General features: G+C 71.1%; 14 protein-coding genes. 4 read left to right on the top strand and 10 right to left on the bottom strand.

Translation table 11 applies throughout. From position 1 onward, the window contains the following. Positions 1–125: 125 nt before the first annotated feature. A complete protein-coding gene (locus ACIBQ6_RS40430) occupies positions 126–884 on the bottom strand; it encodes a hypothetical protein (RefSeq protein WP_397218412.1) in 759 nt (252 codons plus the stop codon). A gap of 13 nt (positions 885–897) precedes the next feature. Next, positions 898–1,977: a hypothetical protein gene (locus ACIBQ6_RS40425; RefSeq protein ID WP_397218411.1), complete on the bottom strand. Its 1,080-nt coding sequence runs from the start codon at positions 1,975–1,977 to the stop codon at positions 898–900. Positions 1,978–2,107: 130 nt separating this feature from the next. Between ACIBQ6_RS40425 and ACIBQ6_RS40420 the strand changes: the two genes are divergently transcribed. Next, the gene (locus ACIBQ6_RS40420; protein WP_397218410.1) at positions 2,108–3,031 is read left to right on the top strand and encodes a M23 family metallopeptidase; all 924 of its coding nucleotides are present in this window, start codon (positions 2,108–2,110) and stop codon (positions 3,029–3,031) included. A gap of 181 nt (positions 3,032–3,212) precedes the next feature. Here the strand turns inward: ACIBQ6_RS40420 and ACIBQ6_RS40415 are convergent, their stop codons facing one another. The 8 genes from ACIBQ6_RS40415 to eccD all read right to left on the bottom strand — a co-directional run bounded on the left by ACIBQ6_RS40415 (position 3,213) and on the right by eccD (position 9,612). Beyond that, positions 3,213–4,487, bottom strand: coding sequence for a hypothetical protein (locus tag ACIBQ6_RS40415; RefSeq protein ID WP_397218409.1), 1,275 nt, complete (start codon positions 4,485–4,487; stop codon positions 3,213–3,215). Positions 4,488–4,492: 5 nt separating this feature from the next. Next, positions 4,493–4,951, bottom strand: coding sequence for a hypothetical protein (locus ACIBQ6_RS40410; RefSeq protein WP_397218408.1), 459 nt, complete (start codon positions 4,949–4,951; stop codon positions 4,493–4,495). 10 nt (positions 4,952–4,961) lie between these two features. Beyond that, positions 4,962–6,404, bottom strand: coding sequence for a hypothetical protein (locus ACIBQ6_RS40405; RefSeq protein WP_397218407.1), 1,443 nt, complete (start codon positions 6,402–6,404; stop codon positions 4,962–4,964). A gap of 6 nt (positions 6,405–6,410) precedes the next feature. Continuing rightward, entirely contained in the window at positions 6,411–6,815 is a 405-nt protein-coding gene (locus tag ACIBQ6_RS40400) for a hypothetical protein (RefSeq protein ID WP_352361899.1), read from the bottom strand. 52 nt (positions 6,816–6,867) lie between these two features. Next, entirely contained in the window at positions 6,868–7,182 is a 315-nt protein-coding gene (locus ACIBQ6_RS40395) for a WXG100 family type VII secretion target (protein ID WP_357994585.1), read from the bottom strand. Between the two features lie 13 nt (positions 7,183–7,195). Further along, a complete protein-coding gene (locus ACIBQ6_RS40390; RefSeq protein WP_358282492.1) occupies positions 7,196–7,522 on the bottom strand; it encodes a WXG100 family type VII secretion target in 327 nt (108 codons plus the stop codon). Between the two features lie 126 nt (positions 7,523–7,648). After that, on the bottom strand, positions 7,649–8,101 hold the full coding sequence (locus ACIBQ6_RS40385; protein ID WP_358282490.1) for a YbaB/EbfC family nucleoid-associated protein: 453 nt from the start codon (positions 8,099–8,101) through the stop codon (positions 7,649–7,651). Between the two features lie 74 nt (positions 8,102–8,175). Beyond that, the gene (eccD, locus tag ACIBQ6_RS40380; protein WP_397218406.1) at positions 8,176–9,612 is read right to left on the bottom strand and encodes a type VII secretion integral membrane protein EccD; all 1,437 of its coding nucleotides are present in this window, start codon (positions 9,610–9,612) and stop codon (positions 8,176–8,178) included. A 102-nt stretch (positions 9,613–9,714) separates the two neighbouring features. Between eccD and eccCa the strand changes: the two genes are divergently transcribed. The 3 genes from eccCa to ACIBQ6_RS40365 are packed head-to-tail and all read left to right on the top strand — an operon-like array spanning position 9,715 to position 15,055. Continuing rightward, positions 9,715–13,704, top strand: a complete 3,990-nt coding sequence (eccCa, locus tag ACIBQ6_RS40375; RefSeq protein ID WP_358282486.1) for a type VII secretion protein EccCa — start codon at positions 9,715–9,717, stop codon at positions 13,702–13,704. After that, a complete protein-coding gene (locus tag ACIBQ6_RS40370; RefSeq protein WP_358282484.1) occupies positions 13,704–13,988 on the top strand; it encodes a hypothetical protein in 285 nt (94 codons plus the stop codon). The genes eccCa and ACIBQ6_RS40370 overlap by 1 nt, the downstream gene beginning before the upstream one ends. Continuing rightward, a complete protein-coding gene (locus ACIBQ6_RS40365) occupies positions 13,985–15,055 on the top strand; it encodes a transglycosylase SLT domain-containing protein (RefSeq protein WP_358282482.1) in 1,071 nt (356 codons plus the stop codon). Before ACIBQ6_RS40370 ends, ACIBQ6_RS40365 begins: the two co-directional genes overlap by 4 nt. The last annotated feature ends 148 nt before the right edge of the window (positions 15,056–15,203 follow it).

The following is a 15,203-nucleotide window of genomic DNA, read 5'->3' as shown; positions in this document are numbered from 1 at the left end:
CCCGGGGGCGCCCGCGCCCCCCCCCCGGGGGGGCCCCCGCCCGGGCCCTGCACAGCCCCCTGCTCGGGGCGGCCCGGGCCGGGGGCCCGCGGGGCGGGGGCCGCCGGACGAGGTGCGGGTCAGGGTCAGATGAGGCCGCCGGCCGTCGTCAAGTCAGGCATGCCGCCGTTCTTGCGCTGGAGGGTGCCGGGCTTCTCCTCCCCGTTGCTGACGTACTCGAGGTCGCTGGGCCCGAAGTTGGCCTTCGGGCGGCCCTTGTCGATGACCTGGGTCATCATGGCGCACATGCCGTTCACCGTGGCCAGGATGCCCGCGAGCATGGCGGCGGACTTGACGTTCTTGCCGACGATGCCCCTGAGGATCTGGGCGAGCGCGATCAGGATGCCGTTGATCTGCCCCCGCATCACCACCGCGACGAAGATGGGGACGATGAAGGTCAGCCATTTCGCGGCGGCGAGGGCCGTCGTGATCGCGGCCACCAGACAGGCGACGTAGACGGCATAGTGGTAGAGCGTGGCGATCGTGTCCATGCCGCTGGAGACGTTCTGGAAGTAGGCCGACGCCGCCTTCACCTGCTGGGCGAAGTCGTCCGCGGACTTCTTGAACACCTCCCAGGCCGGCCCCGTCCAGTACTCCTTGCTGGCGACCTCCTCGGAGAGCTTGACGATCGCACCGCTGATGGCCTGGAAGTCCAACCCGTCCTTGCCGTCGACGGGCGCCATCCACTCCATGGCCGCCTTCGACACGGCGCCGGGGTTGGACACGAGGGCGCCTACCATGATCGCGACGTTCCTGGCCAGCGGGTACTCGAAGAGCACCGCGGCGTTCGCGGTCGCCACGCCGGCCGCGGCGAGGATCAGCCAGCGGTCTTCTTCGTATGCCATGTCGTCTTCCTTCTCACTCGCCGAGGACCGGCGGCGCGATGTCCATGTCGTCGAGCCAGTCGTTCTCGTCGCCGCGCACGTACTCCGGCTTCTCCCGCTCGCGGTTCTGCTCGTTGCCGGCCGCGCCGCCCGACATGGGCATGAACGGCATGCCCGACATGCCGGCCGCGCCGGCGCCGCGCAGGCCGCCCGCGGCCGCCGCTCCCGCGCCCGTGGTGGTCCCGCCGGAGCCCGACGAGCCACCGAAGCCGCCCGACGTGGGGAAATCGATGGGACGGCCGGTCAGGTTGCCGGTGCTGGGAATGGCGGAGTTCAGGGCGTTGGGGTCCAGACCGGACAGCTTGGTCTGGGACGGGTCCGGGAGCGTGCTCTTGAGGTCCGGGACGTCGGTGTTGTGGTTGAGCTGATCCTCGATGGACGGCGTCTTGGGCAGGTTCGCGTTGATGGCGTTGGGGTCGGGCAGGTTGCTGTCGGGGAGTTTGTTGTCCGGGAGCTTGTTGTCCGGCAGCTTGTTGTCAGGAAGCTTGTCGTCGGGGAGCTTGTCGTCGGGGAGCTTGTCGTGCGGCAGCTTGTCGTCGGGGAACTTGTCGTCCGGCAGCTTGTTGTCGGGGAACTTGTCGTCCGGGAGCTTGTTGTCCGGGAGCTTGTTGTCGGGCATGTTCATCGGCGGCAGGCCGCCGCCGGGGCCGCCGCCCAGCTTGGACGGATCGATGCCGCCGCCGGGGGGAGGGCCGTCGCCGTACTCCTTGATCAGGCCGTCGTTGTCCTTGTCGACCTTCTCGTAGTTCTTCTCCAGCTGCTCCAGCGCCGTCTTGTAGTCCTTCAGGACGGACCTGGCCATGGCGACCGTGTCGCCGGCGCCGTTCTTGATCTGCTCGTGGGCGTAGGAGAGGCCGAGGCCGACGACGCCGAACCCGGGGGATTCGATGTTGATCCCCTTCGTGTTCGTCTCGATCTTGCCCATGCCCGGTTCCTGGTCGGCGATGTCGCTGCCCAGTTTGCTGATCTTCTTGTCGGTGAACCGGATCGTGGCCCCGCCGAGGCCCGCCGGGGATAGTCCCAGGCTGGCGGCGGAGTTCTCCCCTGCGCCCATCTGACCCTCCCTGTCCGAAAACTGCGTTTTGCACAGTCCTGGCTACGATATCGACAAATATCAACTTTTAGCGTGAACACTTTGCGAATGATCTAGACTGGCCGTTGATCAGGATGGCAGCCTTTCCCACATGCGGATCAAGACCCTGATTGTGGGCGTGTGTGGCATCGCCGCGCTGCCCCTCACCGGCACGAGCGCGGCCGGCGCCAGCGCCGCCGTCGTCCACCAGCTTCCGTTCCCGTGCGGCGAGACCTGGACCGGCGACAGCAACGACAGCAGCGCGCACACCGGTGGCTACGAGATCGACTTCAACGGCTCGTACGGCGACGGCAACGCCGACATGGGCCGTACCGTGGTGGCCTCGGCAGCCGGCAAGGTGATCATGTCGGAGTACCGGACCACCGACGGCTTCGGCAACGTGGTCAAGATCCGGCACTCCGACGGCAGCGTCTCGCTGTACGCCCACATGAAGAAGCGCACGGTCTCCCCGGGCGCGAACGTCGCGCAGGGCCAGCAGGTCGGCCAGGTGGGCAACACCTCGGCCAAGTACAAGGGCATCATCGCCCACCTGCACTACGAGCAGCGCACGTCGTCGGGCAAGATCGTGGCGGCCAAGTTCAACGGCACCACCTTCGGCTACAGCCACCAGACGCTGAAGTCGAACAACTGTCAGGGCGGCGGCGGCACGCCCGCGCCCGCCGACCCGGGCAAGCCCAGCACCGGCGGCGGCGGCAACCCGTACTCGGCCGAGCAGATCTGTGGCGCGGGCTACAAGCAGATCGACTCCGCGCCGCTCGGCAACCAGGGCCGGGTCGTCCTGCTGTACTCGGCCTCCACCGGCCAGAACTGCGTCACCACGCTGCGCAACAGCGGCTCGGGCAAGGCGGCCGTGCGGGCCTACCTGGAGGTCAAGGGCAAGGCCAGGAGCACCGACGCGGGCAGCTACCAGTACTACGCCGGCCCGGTCCGGGCCAAGGCCCTGCGTACCTGCGTCAAGTGGGGCGGCGCGATCGGCTCGACCGCGTACGACAGCCCCTTCGAGCACTGCGGCTGACGCGACCGCGCGTCCATGAGCGGGGCGGCGCCTCCGGGCGCCCCCCGCACCGCCGCTCCCCGCACGGGGAGCGGCTTGCGGGCGGGCAGTGGGCCGCGCGCCAGGGGCGGGCCGGTCGCGAGGATCGGCCCGCAGGCGTGGTGCGGCGGCTCCTGGCGCCGGGCGAGCGCGCAGCGCGGCCTCAGGTGAGCGTGCTCGGCGTGGTGCCCTCCGGGCCGCCCCACACGTCGTCGTCCTCGGCGAGCCAGGTCGAGTTCTCGCTGTCGTGCTTCTCGCCGCTCTCGCCGCCACGAGCGGGCATTCCGCCCATCATGCCGGGAGCGACGAACCCGGAGCCGCCGCCGGCGCCGTACATGGCGGCGCCCGCCGCCCCGCCCCCGCCCACGCCCGCCGCTCCGAAGCCGCCTCCGGCTCCCGATCCCGCGCCGCCGCCGTAGGGCGAGCCGCCCGTCGTCGTGGGAAAGGCGCTGTTGGGCATTCCCGACATGGACGGGTCGTACCCGGCCAGGTTCGCGGTGTCGCCGCCGGTGCCCGACGGCAGGCCGGCGGTCGAAACCGGCGGCGTGGAGCCCAGCGAGGCGCCGTTCAGGGCCGAGGAGTCGGCCCCGCCGTACGGGTTGTCCCCGGCGTCGTAGCCCTGGACGCCGCCGACGTTCACGCCGGAGCCGTTCGTGCCCGAGACGTCGGGATAGTGGACCGCCGGGTAGGCGCCCGTTCCCCCGTCACCCGGCACCTTGCCGTCGATGTACCCGGGGCCGCCCGGCACGGCGTCCGGACCGATCGAGGAGACGGGGATGTTGCCCGCCCCGCCCTTGCCGTCCAGGTCCGGCGCGCCCGGCACGCCCCCGCCGCCGTTGTTGAAGTCCGGCAGCTCGGGGACGCTCGGATCCGGCAACGCGGTCTGGACCTCGACGGGCAGCTGCTTGTAGTGCTCGACGATGCGCTCGTTGACCTTCTTGAGGTGCTCGACGGCCCGCTTGTCCCCGCGGTACAGCCGGTAGAAGGGCACCCGTCCGGCCCAGTCCACGTCGCGGTCGGTGCGCGAGTCGTGGTCCATCGACTCGACCACGTTGGCCTGCGCCCAGTTCAGCGTCTCGCCGTACGCATGGACCGGGCGGCCCATCTCGCCGAGCTTCCTGGCCAGCTCGCGCACGCTGGCGTGCAGGGTCTGGAGCTGCTTCTGCGTCTCGACGGCGGCCGGGCCCGTGTAGTTCTTGGCCAGCTCGGCCGCCTTGGCCTTCAGTTCACCGGCGAAGCCGTTCAGCAGCGTCTCGGCCCGCGTGTAGTAGAGGCCGGCGAGCTTGATCGACTCCGGGTCGGTGTCGTCGATCCACTTCATGACCTTTTCGAGCGTGTCGCTGAACATGCTCCCCATGAACGACACCTCCGGGGTGGAGGTGTCGACCGGGCCGGTGTTGTAGACGAGCTTGAACGTCTGCTTCTTGGGCTCGGCCATGGGTGTCAGGCCTCCCGCCGCGCGGCGGCTTCCTCGGTCGCCTGCTCGGCGCCGTCGGAGGCCTTGGAGATGTCGAGCAGCGCCTCCACCGTGCTGTCGCCCTGCCCGACCATGGCGGCGTACAGGCCGCTGGTGGAGCCCGGCTCGCCGATCAGCTGGGAGTAGGCCGAGTTGACCGCCAGCCCGAAGTGCATGGCGGCGGGCCACTCGCCCATCTGGTTCTGGCTGAGCGCGCAGTAGCGCTGGAGATCGGGCAGCGAGCCGGCGCCCTCGGGCAGCTTCGGCCCGGGGGCCTTCTGCCCCGGCGCGGTCAGGTACTGCGTCACCGGCGGGAGCGTGGGTGTCTTGAGCTTCTTGAGCAGCTCGCTCAGCTCGCCGGCGATGCGCTTGATCTCCGTGCGGTTGGTGTAGTTGTCCTTGTCCCCGTCGAGACCGGGCCAGTTGAGGTCCAGTTCGAGTGCCATGGCCGCCTCCTTAGCCGATCACCGGTGAGATGGAGCCCTCGTGGTGGCTCCACACGTCGTTGTCCTCCTTCAGGAGGGTCGAGGTCTCGACCTGTCCCTCCTCGGGGGCCGGTCCGCCGCTGCCGCCGAACGGCATGAACGGCATGCCGGCGCCGCCCATCGCGCCCGTCCTGGCCGCCGCCGCGGGCGCGCTCCCCTGGACGTACGACCCCGGGCCGCCGATCACCGCGGGCGTCCCCGCGGACGGCGAGGGGTAGGCGGGCTGGGTCACGAACGGCTGGTTCGGGGTGCCGGGGTACCCGGGGGTGGTGGTCGGGTGGTAACCGGCGGTCTCGGTGGCGCGCGGGTCGCGGACGTCCACGTCCTGCGACTGGGTGGCGCGGTCACCGGTGGTGTTGTTGTCGAGCACGGGAGGCGTGGTGCCGTCGCCGGTGGTGGCCGAGCCGCCGGTCCCTGATCCGGCGCCCTGGCCGCCCGGCTGGTCGGAGCCGGGGGTGTCCGGCCCGGGGGTGTCCGGCCGGTCGGTGCCCGGGTTGTCGCCGCCGGGGGTCTGGTCCCCGGGGCGGGGGTCGGTGCCGGTGCCGCCGTCGTGGCCGCCGGTGCCGCCGCCGCCCGAACCGCCCGAACCGCCGGAGCCGCCCGAACCGCCCGAACCGCCTGAACCGCCCGAACCCCCGGAGCCGCCGTGCGTGCCGGAGCCGGTCGAGCCGCCCGTGCCGCCGCTGTCATGGCCGCCGCCGGTCCAGTACGAGCCCTTCCCGTACGGCGAGTGGTCGGTGAGCGGCATGTCCCGTTCGGGAGCCGGCGCCTCGGCGGGCTTCACCTCGGGCAGCTCGACGACGACGCTCTCCGGGATCCGGAAGTCGTACAGGTCGACGATGTGGTTGTTGAGCTTCTCCAGCGCCCGCCGGGCCACGTCGGCCTGCATCTCCGTGGGCGACTTGGTGAGGCCCGGCTTGGGCTCCGGCACGTTGTGCGAGGTCACGGGCCCGAGCACCGGCGGCGTATACGACGGCGACGGCGTCGCGGACGGCGGCTTCGGCGGCGCGCCCGGCGAGGGCGCCGGGACCGCCGTCTTCTGGTTCTTGGCGGCCTCGACCTCCTCGATCGCCTTGGGCAGGTAGTCGCGCCCGTACAGGATCAGCGCCTCGGACATCTTGTCCATGGCCTCGGCGATCTCGCGCCCGGAGGCGTGGAGCAGCTGGAGCGCCCGCTGCGCCTGGGCGGAGGTGTCCGACCGCCAGGCGCCGGACAGATCCTTGCCGATCTGCGGCAGCGCGTCGGCCACCCCGCGGACGACCTTGGCCACCTGCTTGTAGGACAGGCCCCGGTCGTGCACCTCCATGGCGGAGGTGGCCTTGAGCCATCCCTCGATCTGCTCCCGCGACGCGGTGACCGGCTCGCTCTTCGGCCGCCGGGAATTGTCACGGATGTCGACCTTGCGCTCAGCCAACGCTGCTCACTCTCGGCCCGGGTTCGTCTTGGCGTAACTGTCGGCGCTGTCCCTGATGGCCTTGACCAGTTTCTGGCAGCACTCGACGTAGTCCTGGTACAGGGCGGTCAGCAGCGCTCCGCGGCCCTCCATCGACACCTGGCCGCCGGGGTCCGCGCCGGTGCTGCCCACGCTGTGCGCCAGGGCGCTGGCCGCCGGCCACCGCCCGATGTGCTCCTCGCCCAGCGCGAAGTACCTCGTGAGGGTCTCGACCGAGCCGGTGACGCCGTCCCTGTTGCCGCCGGCGCCCTGCGTGAGCGCCAGGGCGATCTCCAGGTCGTCGGCGATGGCCCGCATCTTGCCCACGTTGTAGTAGAGCTCGGCGTCGGTGTCGTCGAGCCCCGGCCACGGTTCGGGTTCGAGCCCGGCCATGATCCTCCCATCACCAGGCTCGGCCACCGCGCGGGTGGCCGAGCAGAAGACGTCAGCCGTCGTACCAGATGGACTTGTTGCGGTTCTCGGCCGCGCGGTAGTTCTCGTTCGCGATCTGAACGGCCTTCTGCAGTTCGTCCAGCTGCCCGCGCATCTGGGCGGCCGCGGCCTGCCACTTCTGCTCGTGCTGCCGGAAGAACGTCTCGGCGCCGTCCGGGCCCTCCCAATGGCCGGCCAGGTCGTTCTTCAGCCGGGCCATCAGGTCGTCGGTGGCCTTCTCGAAGGAGCCGAGGATCTTGATGAAGTCGCCCTGGGCGAGCTCCATGTGCCCAAAGTTGACTTTGGTGAAGTCGAGCTCAGCGGACACCGCGGTCCCCCTCCTACTTGATGTCGACGTTGATCAGGGACTCGACGCGGCCCATACCGGCCTGGACGTCCTGGTCGGCCGCGGAGTAGACGACCGCGTTGACGCCCATCTTGTCGGCGATCCCCTCCAGGTCGGTCCGTACGTTCCGCATGGAGTTGTCCCAGTTGGTCATGGCGTTCTTGAACCGGGCCGCCGCCGGGCCGAGCCAGCCGGTCGCGAGAAGACCGTTGGCGGTCGTCTCCACCGCCGTCCTCAGACCCTCGATGTACTGGGCGGTGTCCACCACGTGGCCAGAGGCCACCTTGATCTGGCTCGGGCTTGCCCCAAAGAATTCGGACACTCGTCACCTCCGTAACGATCATTTCGGTCGCTAAACCATATAAGCACCAAACTGCCCATGAGTAACAGCAGACCCAATGGCCAAGATGTAACAACTTCTCGACATGTCAGCAAACGCCCTGGTCAATCACAGGTCCAGTTCGCGGCGGATTCTGTCGAGTTCTCCCATTACGTCCTCAAACGCCCGCTCGTAGCTGGCCTCGGCCTTGCGGACCTCGCGCAGCGCCCGGTCGGGGTTCTCCAGCATGCGCATCGGGTTGCCGTGCACGCCGAAGATCTCGGTCAGCAGCTCGTCGGCCTGGCGTTGCAGGTCGGCGGTCGCCGCCGCGATGGCCTCCTTGATCCGCTCCGACAGCTCGGCCGCGCTCAGCCGCATCGCCTTCGGGTGGATGTCCAGGGTGCGCAGGCCCTCCTGGGCGTACTCGACGACGACCAGGTGCCCTTCGTCCTCTCCCCTGCCCACCAGGGCGGACATGGCCTTCTGCAGCTCCTCGGACTTGCTCAGCTGCTCGTCCATGCTGTTCAGGAGCCGGTCCATGTCGATGTTGCCGAAGTCCCCGAAATCCGTCACCGACACCATCCCTCCCATAGGGCACATCGGTGCGAGTTAACCACAATCAGGGCTTCGTGATGTTCACTTCGGGGACGAGCCGGCTAACCGGCCAGGCCGCGTACCCAGGCGTAGACCTCCAGCACCCCGAGCGCCAGCGGCACCAGCGCGACGATCAGCGCCCATTCGAGGATGTCGGCGGCCCTCCCCCAGAACGGCGAGGGCCTGCCGCCGGGCAGCCACACGCCCATGCCGACGACCACCATGGCCGCCCACAACAGCCCGAGCACCACGGCCACCGAGGCCACGCCGCCCACGCCGACCCCGACGGACACGGCCACCGCGCCGAGCGCGGCCAGCCCGACCAGCAGCAGCCAGAGCCGCTGCCCGACGCCCTGGAACACCCGGGCCCGCATGATCTGCGTGAACGCCAGCACCACGGACATCGCCACCGAGATCCACCGGCCGTCCGCGACGAACAGCGCGTGCGCCCCGGCCCCGACCAGCGCGACGCCCACGACCATGCCGGTCGCGTACCGCCGCGCCGCACCGGTGCGCTCCAGCACCGAGGCGCTGTCGAGCCGCTGGTTGTCGCCGCGCAGCTCCTCGGCGTTGGTGGGCATCACCGGCAGCGGCACGCGGGCCAGCCGGAACGACAACACGGGCACCAGCGGGCTGAGCGCCATCACGACGGCCGCGCCCACGGCCGCCACGCCCGCGGGCGACGCCCCCGTCACCATGACGACGGCCGCGCAGACCGCGCCGGTCATCGAGGCGATGGCCGTGCCGAGGAAGCCCGGCACGCCGTCCGCGATCGCGGTGCCGCCGAGCGTGGCCACCAGCGCGGTGCAGGCCAGGGCCCCGAGCAGTTGCGGCGAGCCGACGGTCATCAGCCCGCCGCCCGCCGCCGGGGCCAGCAGCCCGGCCAGGAACGCGTACGGGAGGGCGGCGTACCCGATCAGCGCGCCGGAGCCGGAGTCGCCGACCGCGCGCGAGATGGCCATCCCCACGCCGACGATCAGCAGCGCGAGCGCCCCGGCCACGATCGCGGTCACCATGGGGGTCAGGCCGCCGAAGGCCAGCGCCACGGCGCCGGCGACGAGCAGCCCGCAGGCCGCCCCGCCGCCGAGCCCGCGGGTCAGGTCGGGTGACCACTTGCCCTTGCCCTCGCGCACGCCGGTGGCGACCACGTCGGCGACGTCGTCGAACCTGGTCGGCGGCAGCGACACCGCGCGCGGGCGCAGGTAGAGGATCTCGCCGTCCAGCACGCCCAGCGCGCCGAGGCTCTGTCCCAGGTCGAAGGGCGGGCCGCCGAGCCGCTGAAGCGTCCAGCCGGGCGCGGTGGCGATGTCGCCGCCCAGCTCGCCCATGGCTCTGAGCAGCCCCGGCAGGACGTGCGGCAGCGGGATGTCGGCGGGCAGTGCCAGGTCGGCCTTCCTGCGCGGCCCCACCACCGTCACGTGGCACAGCGGCGGGAGCGGAGCGGGCACCTGGTGCAACGCGCCCTGCTGTGGAGGGGGGATTTCGGCCAGCGATGTCACAAACACAACATAGCGAGACAGAGTTAACTCAGACCTCAACTCGGACGTTAGGCACATCTGGTAAGAAGGTTCTTCCGAGCACCAGAAGGGCCTGTCACAAGGGTGAGCATCGTCGTAGTACGGCGCCCGGAGCGCCGCCCCAGCCCGAAGCCGCCGCGCGGTGAGATCCTGCTGGAGTCCCCACCGGAGATCCCAGAGGTCCAGTCGCAAGGCATGATGGCGGTGCTGACGTACCTGCCGATGGTGGCGGGCGCGGCGGCGATGGGCCTGATGTTCACCGCCGGGGGCACCAACGCCAACCCCATCATGTACGTCGCCAGCGGCCTGTTCGCGTTCTCGATGGTCGGCATGACGGTCGGCCAGATGGGCCGCCAGGCCGGCGAACGCAAGGCCCGGCTCAACGGCGCCCGCCGCGACTACTTCCGCTACCTGGCGCAGATCCGCAAGAAGGTGCGCAAGGCGGCCATCCAGCAGCGCGAGGCCCTGGAGTGGAGCGGCCCGGCCCCCGACACCCTGTGGTGGACCGCGATGGGCCCGCGCCTGTGGGAGCGCCGCCCCCGCGACGAGGACTTCAGCACCGTACGCCTCGGCACCGGCATCCAGAAGCTGGCCGTCCAGCTCATCCCGCCGGACTCCAAGCCGGTCGAGGACCTGGACGCCCTGTCGGCCGGCGCGCTGCGCCGCTTCATCCGCACCCACTCGACCGTCGAACGCCTCCCGGTCGCCGTCGCGCTGCACTCCTTCTCCCGCATCAAGCTGGACGGCGACCCCGCCCTGGTCCGCGACCTGGTCCGGGCCATGATCGCGCAGATGGCCGTCTTCCACTCCCCCGACGACATGCGGATCATGGTGTGCGCGAGCAAGGAGTGGATGAGCCACTGGGACTGGGTCAAGTGGCTGCCGCACGCGCTGCACCCGGAGGAGACCGACGGCGCCGGCCAGGTCAGGCTCATGGCGGAGAACCTGGCCCAGCTCGACCGCCTGGTGGGCGCGGAGCTTAAGGAGCGGGCCCGCTTCAAGCCGGGCGCCTCGCCGGACGCGCTGCCGTACCACGTGCTCATCCTGGACGGCGGGCACGTGCCGCAGGACTCCCAGCTCGGCGCGGACGCCATCGACGGCGTCACCGTGATCGACCTGTCGAACTCAGCCGGGACCGTCGAGGAGCGCAGCACGCTGCGGCTGCGCATCGACGCCGCCGGCTTCCACATGGTCAAGCTGGACCACGCGGGCCGCGAGAACACCAACCGGCTCGGCGACCCCGACGCGCTGGACTACCTGCGCGCCGAGGGGCTGGCCCGCCAGCTCGCGCCGCTGCGCGCCTCCTCGGCCAAGGGCGGCGACGCCCAGGACGTGCTGGCGGTGAACACGACGCTGACCGAGCTGCTCGGCGTCGGCGACCCGACCCGGCTGGAGCCGTCGGTGACCTGGCGGCCCCGCGCCGGCCGGAACCGGCTGCGGGTGCCGATCGGCCTCGGCGCCGACGGCCGGCTGGTCGAGCTGGACATCAAGGAGTCCGCCCAGGGCGGCATGGGCCCGCACGGCCTGGTCATCGGCGCGACCGGCTCGGGCAAGAGCGAGCTGCTGCGCACGCTGGTGCTCGGCCTGGCGGTCACGCACTCCTCGGAGATCCTCAACTTCGTGCTCGTGGACTTCAAGGGCGGCGCGACCTTCCTCGGCCTGGACGGCCTCTCCCACGTCTCCGCGGTCATCACGAACCTGGAGGACGAGCTGCCGCTCGTGGACCGCATGCACGACGCCCTGCACGGCGAGATGGTGCGCCGCCAGGAGCTGCTGCGCGCGGCCGGCAACTACGCCTCCCTGCGCGACTACGAGAGGGCCCGCGAGCAGGGCGCCAACCTGCGTCCGCTGCCCACGCTGTTCGTCATCCTGGACGAGTTCAGCGAGCTGCTGACGGCCAAGCCGGAGTTCATCGACCTGTTCGTGATGATCGGCCGGCTCGGGCGCTCGCTCGGCGTGCACCTGCTGCTGGCCTCGCAGCGGCTGGAGGAGGGACGGCTGCGCGGGCTCGACACGCACCTTTCGTACCGGATCGGTCTGCGCACGTTCTCGGCCATGGAGAGCCGGGTCGTGCTGGGGGTGGCCGACGCCTACGAGCTGCCGTCCGCGCCGGGCAACGGGTACCTGAAGTTCGACACGTCCGGCATGACCCGGTTCAAGGCCGCGTACGTGTCCGGTCCCCACCAGGTCGACCCGCGGCACGTCGCCACCACCGACGGCTCGGTGACGGTCCGGGAGATCGTCGAGTACGGCCCCGACTTCGTGCCCGTCCCGATGGTCGAGGAGCCGCCCGAGGACCCCGCCGCGCAGGAGGAGAGCAACAAGGCGCAGCAGAGCCTCCTGGACATCGTCGTCGGCCGCCTGGTGGGCCAGGGGCCGCCCGCGCACCGCATCTGGCTGCCGCCGCTGGCCGAGCCGCCCACCCTGGCGCACCTGCTGCCCCCGCTGTCGGTCACGCCCGAGCTGGGGCTGTCCACGGCCGGGTGGACCGGCCGCGGGCGGTTGCAGGCCGTGGTGGGGATCATCGACCGGCCGTTCGAGCAGCGGCGGGACCCGTACTGGCTGGACCTGTCCGGCGCGGCCGGGCACGTGGGCGTGGCCGGCGGCCCGCAGAGCGGCAAGAGCACGGTGCTGCGCACGCTGATCACCAGCATGGCGCTCACGCACACCCCCCGCGAGGTGCAGTTCTACTGCCTGGACTTCGGCGGCGGCGCGCTGGCCTCGCTGGAGGGGCTGCCGCACGTCGGCGGCGTGGCCTCCAGGCTGGACGCCGACCGGGTGCGCCGCACGGTGGCCGAGATCGCCTCGATCCTGCGCGACCGGGAGCGGGAGTTCACCGAGAACGGCGTCGACTCCATGAGCACCTACCGCAGGCGGGTCGCCGACGGCTCGCTCCAGGGCGACGGCTGGGGCGACATTTTCCTCGTCGTGGACGGCTGGCTGACGATCCGGCAGGACTTCGAGGCCCTGGAGCCGGTCATCACCGACCTGGCGGCGCGCGGCCTCGGCTACGGCATCCACGTGGTGGCGGCCACCGGCAAGTGGTCGGAGTTCCGGCCCGGCATCCGGGACCTGTTCGGCACGCGGGTGGAGCTCAAGCTCGGCGACGCGTACGAGTCCGAGATCAACAGGAAGAAGTCGCTGGCCGTGCCGGAAGGCGTGCCCGGACGCGGCCTGACCAAGGACGGCCTGCACTTCCTCGGCGCGCTGCCCAGGATCGACGGCGTGCAGGACTCCGACGACCTGGCCGCCGGCCTCCAGGGCCTGGTGCAGGCGATCGGGGACTCCTGGCAGGGCCCGCCCGCCAAGCAGGTCAGGCTGCTGCCGTCGGTGCTGCCCGCCGCGTCGCTGCCGGGCGTGGAGGAGACCGGCAAGTCCCGGATCGCGATCGGCGTGGACGAGGCCGCGCTCGCGCCCGTGCTGATCGACTTCGACGCCGACCCGCACTTCGTCGTGGTCGGCGACACCGAGAGCGGCAAGTCCAACATGCTCAAGGTGATCGCCGAGAACGTCGTCGCCCGGCACACGCCGCGCGAGGCCATGATGATCGTGATCGACTACCGCCGGTCGCTGCTGGACACGGCGGTCAGCGAGAACCGCATCGGCTACGCCGCCTCCAGCGCCGCCGCGCTCGAACTGGTCAACGACGCCCGCAACGCCCTGCTCAAGCGCCTGCCGCCGGCCAACCTCACGCCCGAGCAGCTGCGCGCCCGCGACTGGTGGAAGGGCTCCGACCTGTACATCGTGGTCGACGACTACGACCTGGTTGCCACGTCCAACAACCCGCTGCTGCCGCTGGTCGAGCTGCTGCCGCAGGCCCGTGACATCGGACTGCACCTGATCATGTCGCGGGCCATGGGCGGCCTGGGCCGGGCCATGTTCGACCCGGTGATCCAGCGCATCAAGGACATGGCCAGCCCCGCGGTGATCCTGTCCGGCAGCAGGGACGAGGGCTTCCTGTTCGGCAACGTACGCGCCCAGCCGCAGCCTCCGGGACGCGGCTTCGTGGTGGACAGAAGGTTCGGCTCGCGGCTGGCGCAGACGGCGTTCTGGCCGCCGGCGGAGGAGGAGTGATGGCAGGACTGGACATCCACTTCGAGGCCCTGGACGACTGCCGCATCGCGGCCAAGACCGTGGCGGGCAAGTTCGGCGACCTGGCGGAGAGCTTCCCCGCCGGCGCCGCCGACTCCTCGATCTTCGGCAAGCTGGCCGACTCCGCGGCCCTCGCGACCGCCGTGGACCAGGTGGAGAGCGTCGCCGACCGCGAGTTCGGCAAGGCCAAGAGCCTCGTCCAGAGCGTCGAACGGGCCCTGGACCTGGTGGAGAGCAACGTGCGGAAGGCGAACTCCCCGGCATGAGCGCACCGGAGGCGATCAACGCCCTGCCCGGCGGCCCCACGCTGGCCGCGCTGGCCGGGCAGGTGAGCGGCGACCCGGGCGCGATCCGCGGCATCGCCAAGCGCTGGCGCACGGCCGCGGGCAAGGTGCTCGCCGACTCCGGCCAGCTCGGCAGCGCCGTCACCACCGTGGACCTGGCCTGGGAGGGCGACTCGGCGGACGCGTTCGTCCGTTACATGGGGGACTACGGCAGGGCCGGGCAGGGCCTGCACGACGCGCTCAACTCCTGCGCCGACGCGCTCGACGCCGCCGCCGGCGTGCTGGAGAGCTCCCAGCGCCAGGTGGACGGCATCTGCGACCGCCTGCTCACCCGCGTTCAGAACCACCGGACGGCCAACCCCGACGCCAAGCAGGAGGACCTGGACGCCGAGATCGGCCGCCTGGTCCGCGAGGAGACCGAGAACGCCAGGAAACCGGTCAAGGACGCCAAGGACGCCGTCACCGACGCCAAGAACGCCATCGGCACGGCGCTGGGCGAGCGCACGACGACCTTCGCCAAGATCAAGGCGGCCGGCGACCAGGAGTTCGTGCCGGACGCCGGGCACCGGTTCGACTGGCGGCGTACCCAGAGCTACACCTCGCCCTATTCGGGCACCGGCGGCAGCCCCATCATCGGCGGCTACGGCTCCAGCGGCCCGCCCCCTCCCGCGGGCGGCGGACCGGCGCCCACGGGCAAGGTGAAGCAGTGGATCGAGGAGGCCGTCGCCATCCTCAAGGAGCACGGCTACCCGGTCGGGAAGATGAACGTCGACGACATCTGGATGATCATCCAGCACGAGTCCGGCGGGAACCCGCACGCGATCAACCTGTGGGACTCCAACGCCGCCGCCGGGCACCCCTCCAAGGGGCTCATGCAGACGATCGACCCGACCTTCAACGCCCACGCCCTGGACGGCCACCGGGACATCTACAACCCGGTGGACAACATCATCGCGGGCGTGCGCTACTCGATCGAGCGCTACGGCAGTGTGTCCGCGGTGCCGGGGGTCGTCGGCATGAAGACCGGGTCCGGCTACCGCGGATACTGAGACCTGGCGCCTGTACGGAGTTCGGGTCTCCCGGCCGCCGGAGGCTTCGGATCCATGAGGCGTCCGGCAGGTCACGCCATGCCCGATGGCCCACCAGGGCCACCGGGCATGGCGCAGGAGGTCCTTCCGACCTCGGCTCCGTGTCGGG

The sequence above is a fragment of the Nonomuraea sp. NPDC049655 genome (assembly GCF_044465465.1).
Lineage (GTDB): Bacteria > Actinomycetota > Actinomycetes > Streptosporangiales > Streptosporangiaceae > Nonomuraea.
The sequence above is the reverse complement of the archived record's forward strand: the minus strand, read 5'-3'. Positions and strand labels throughout refer to the sequence as shown.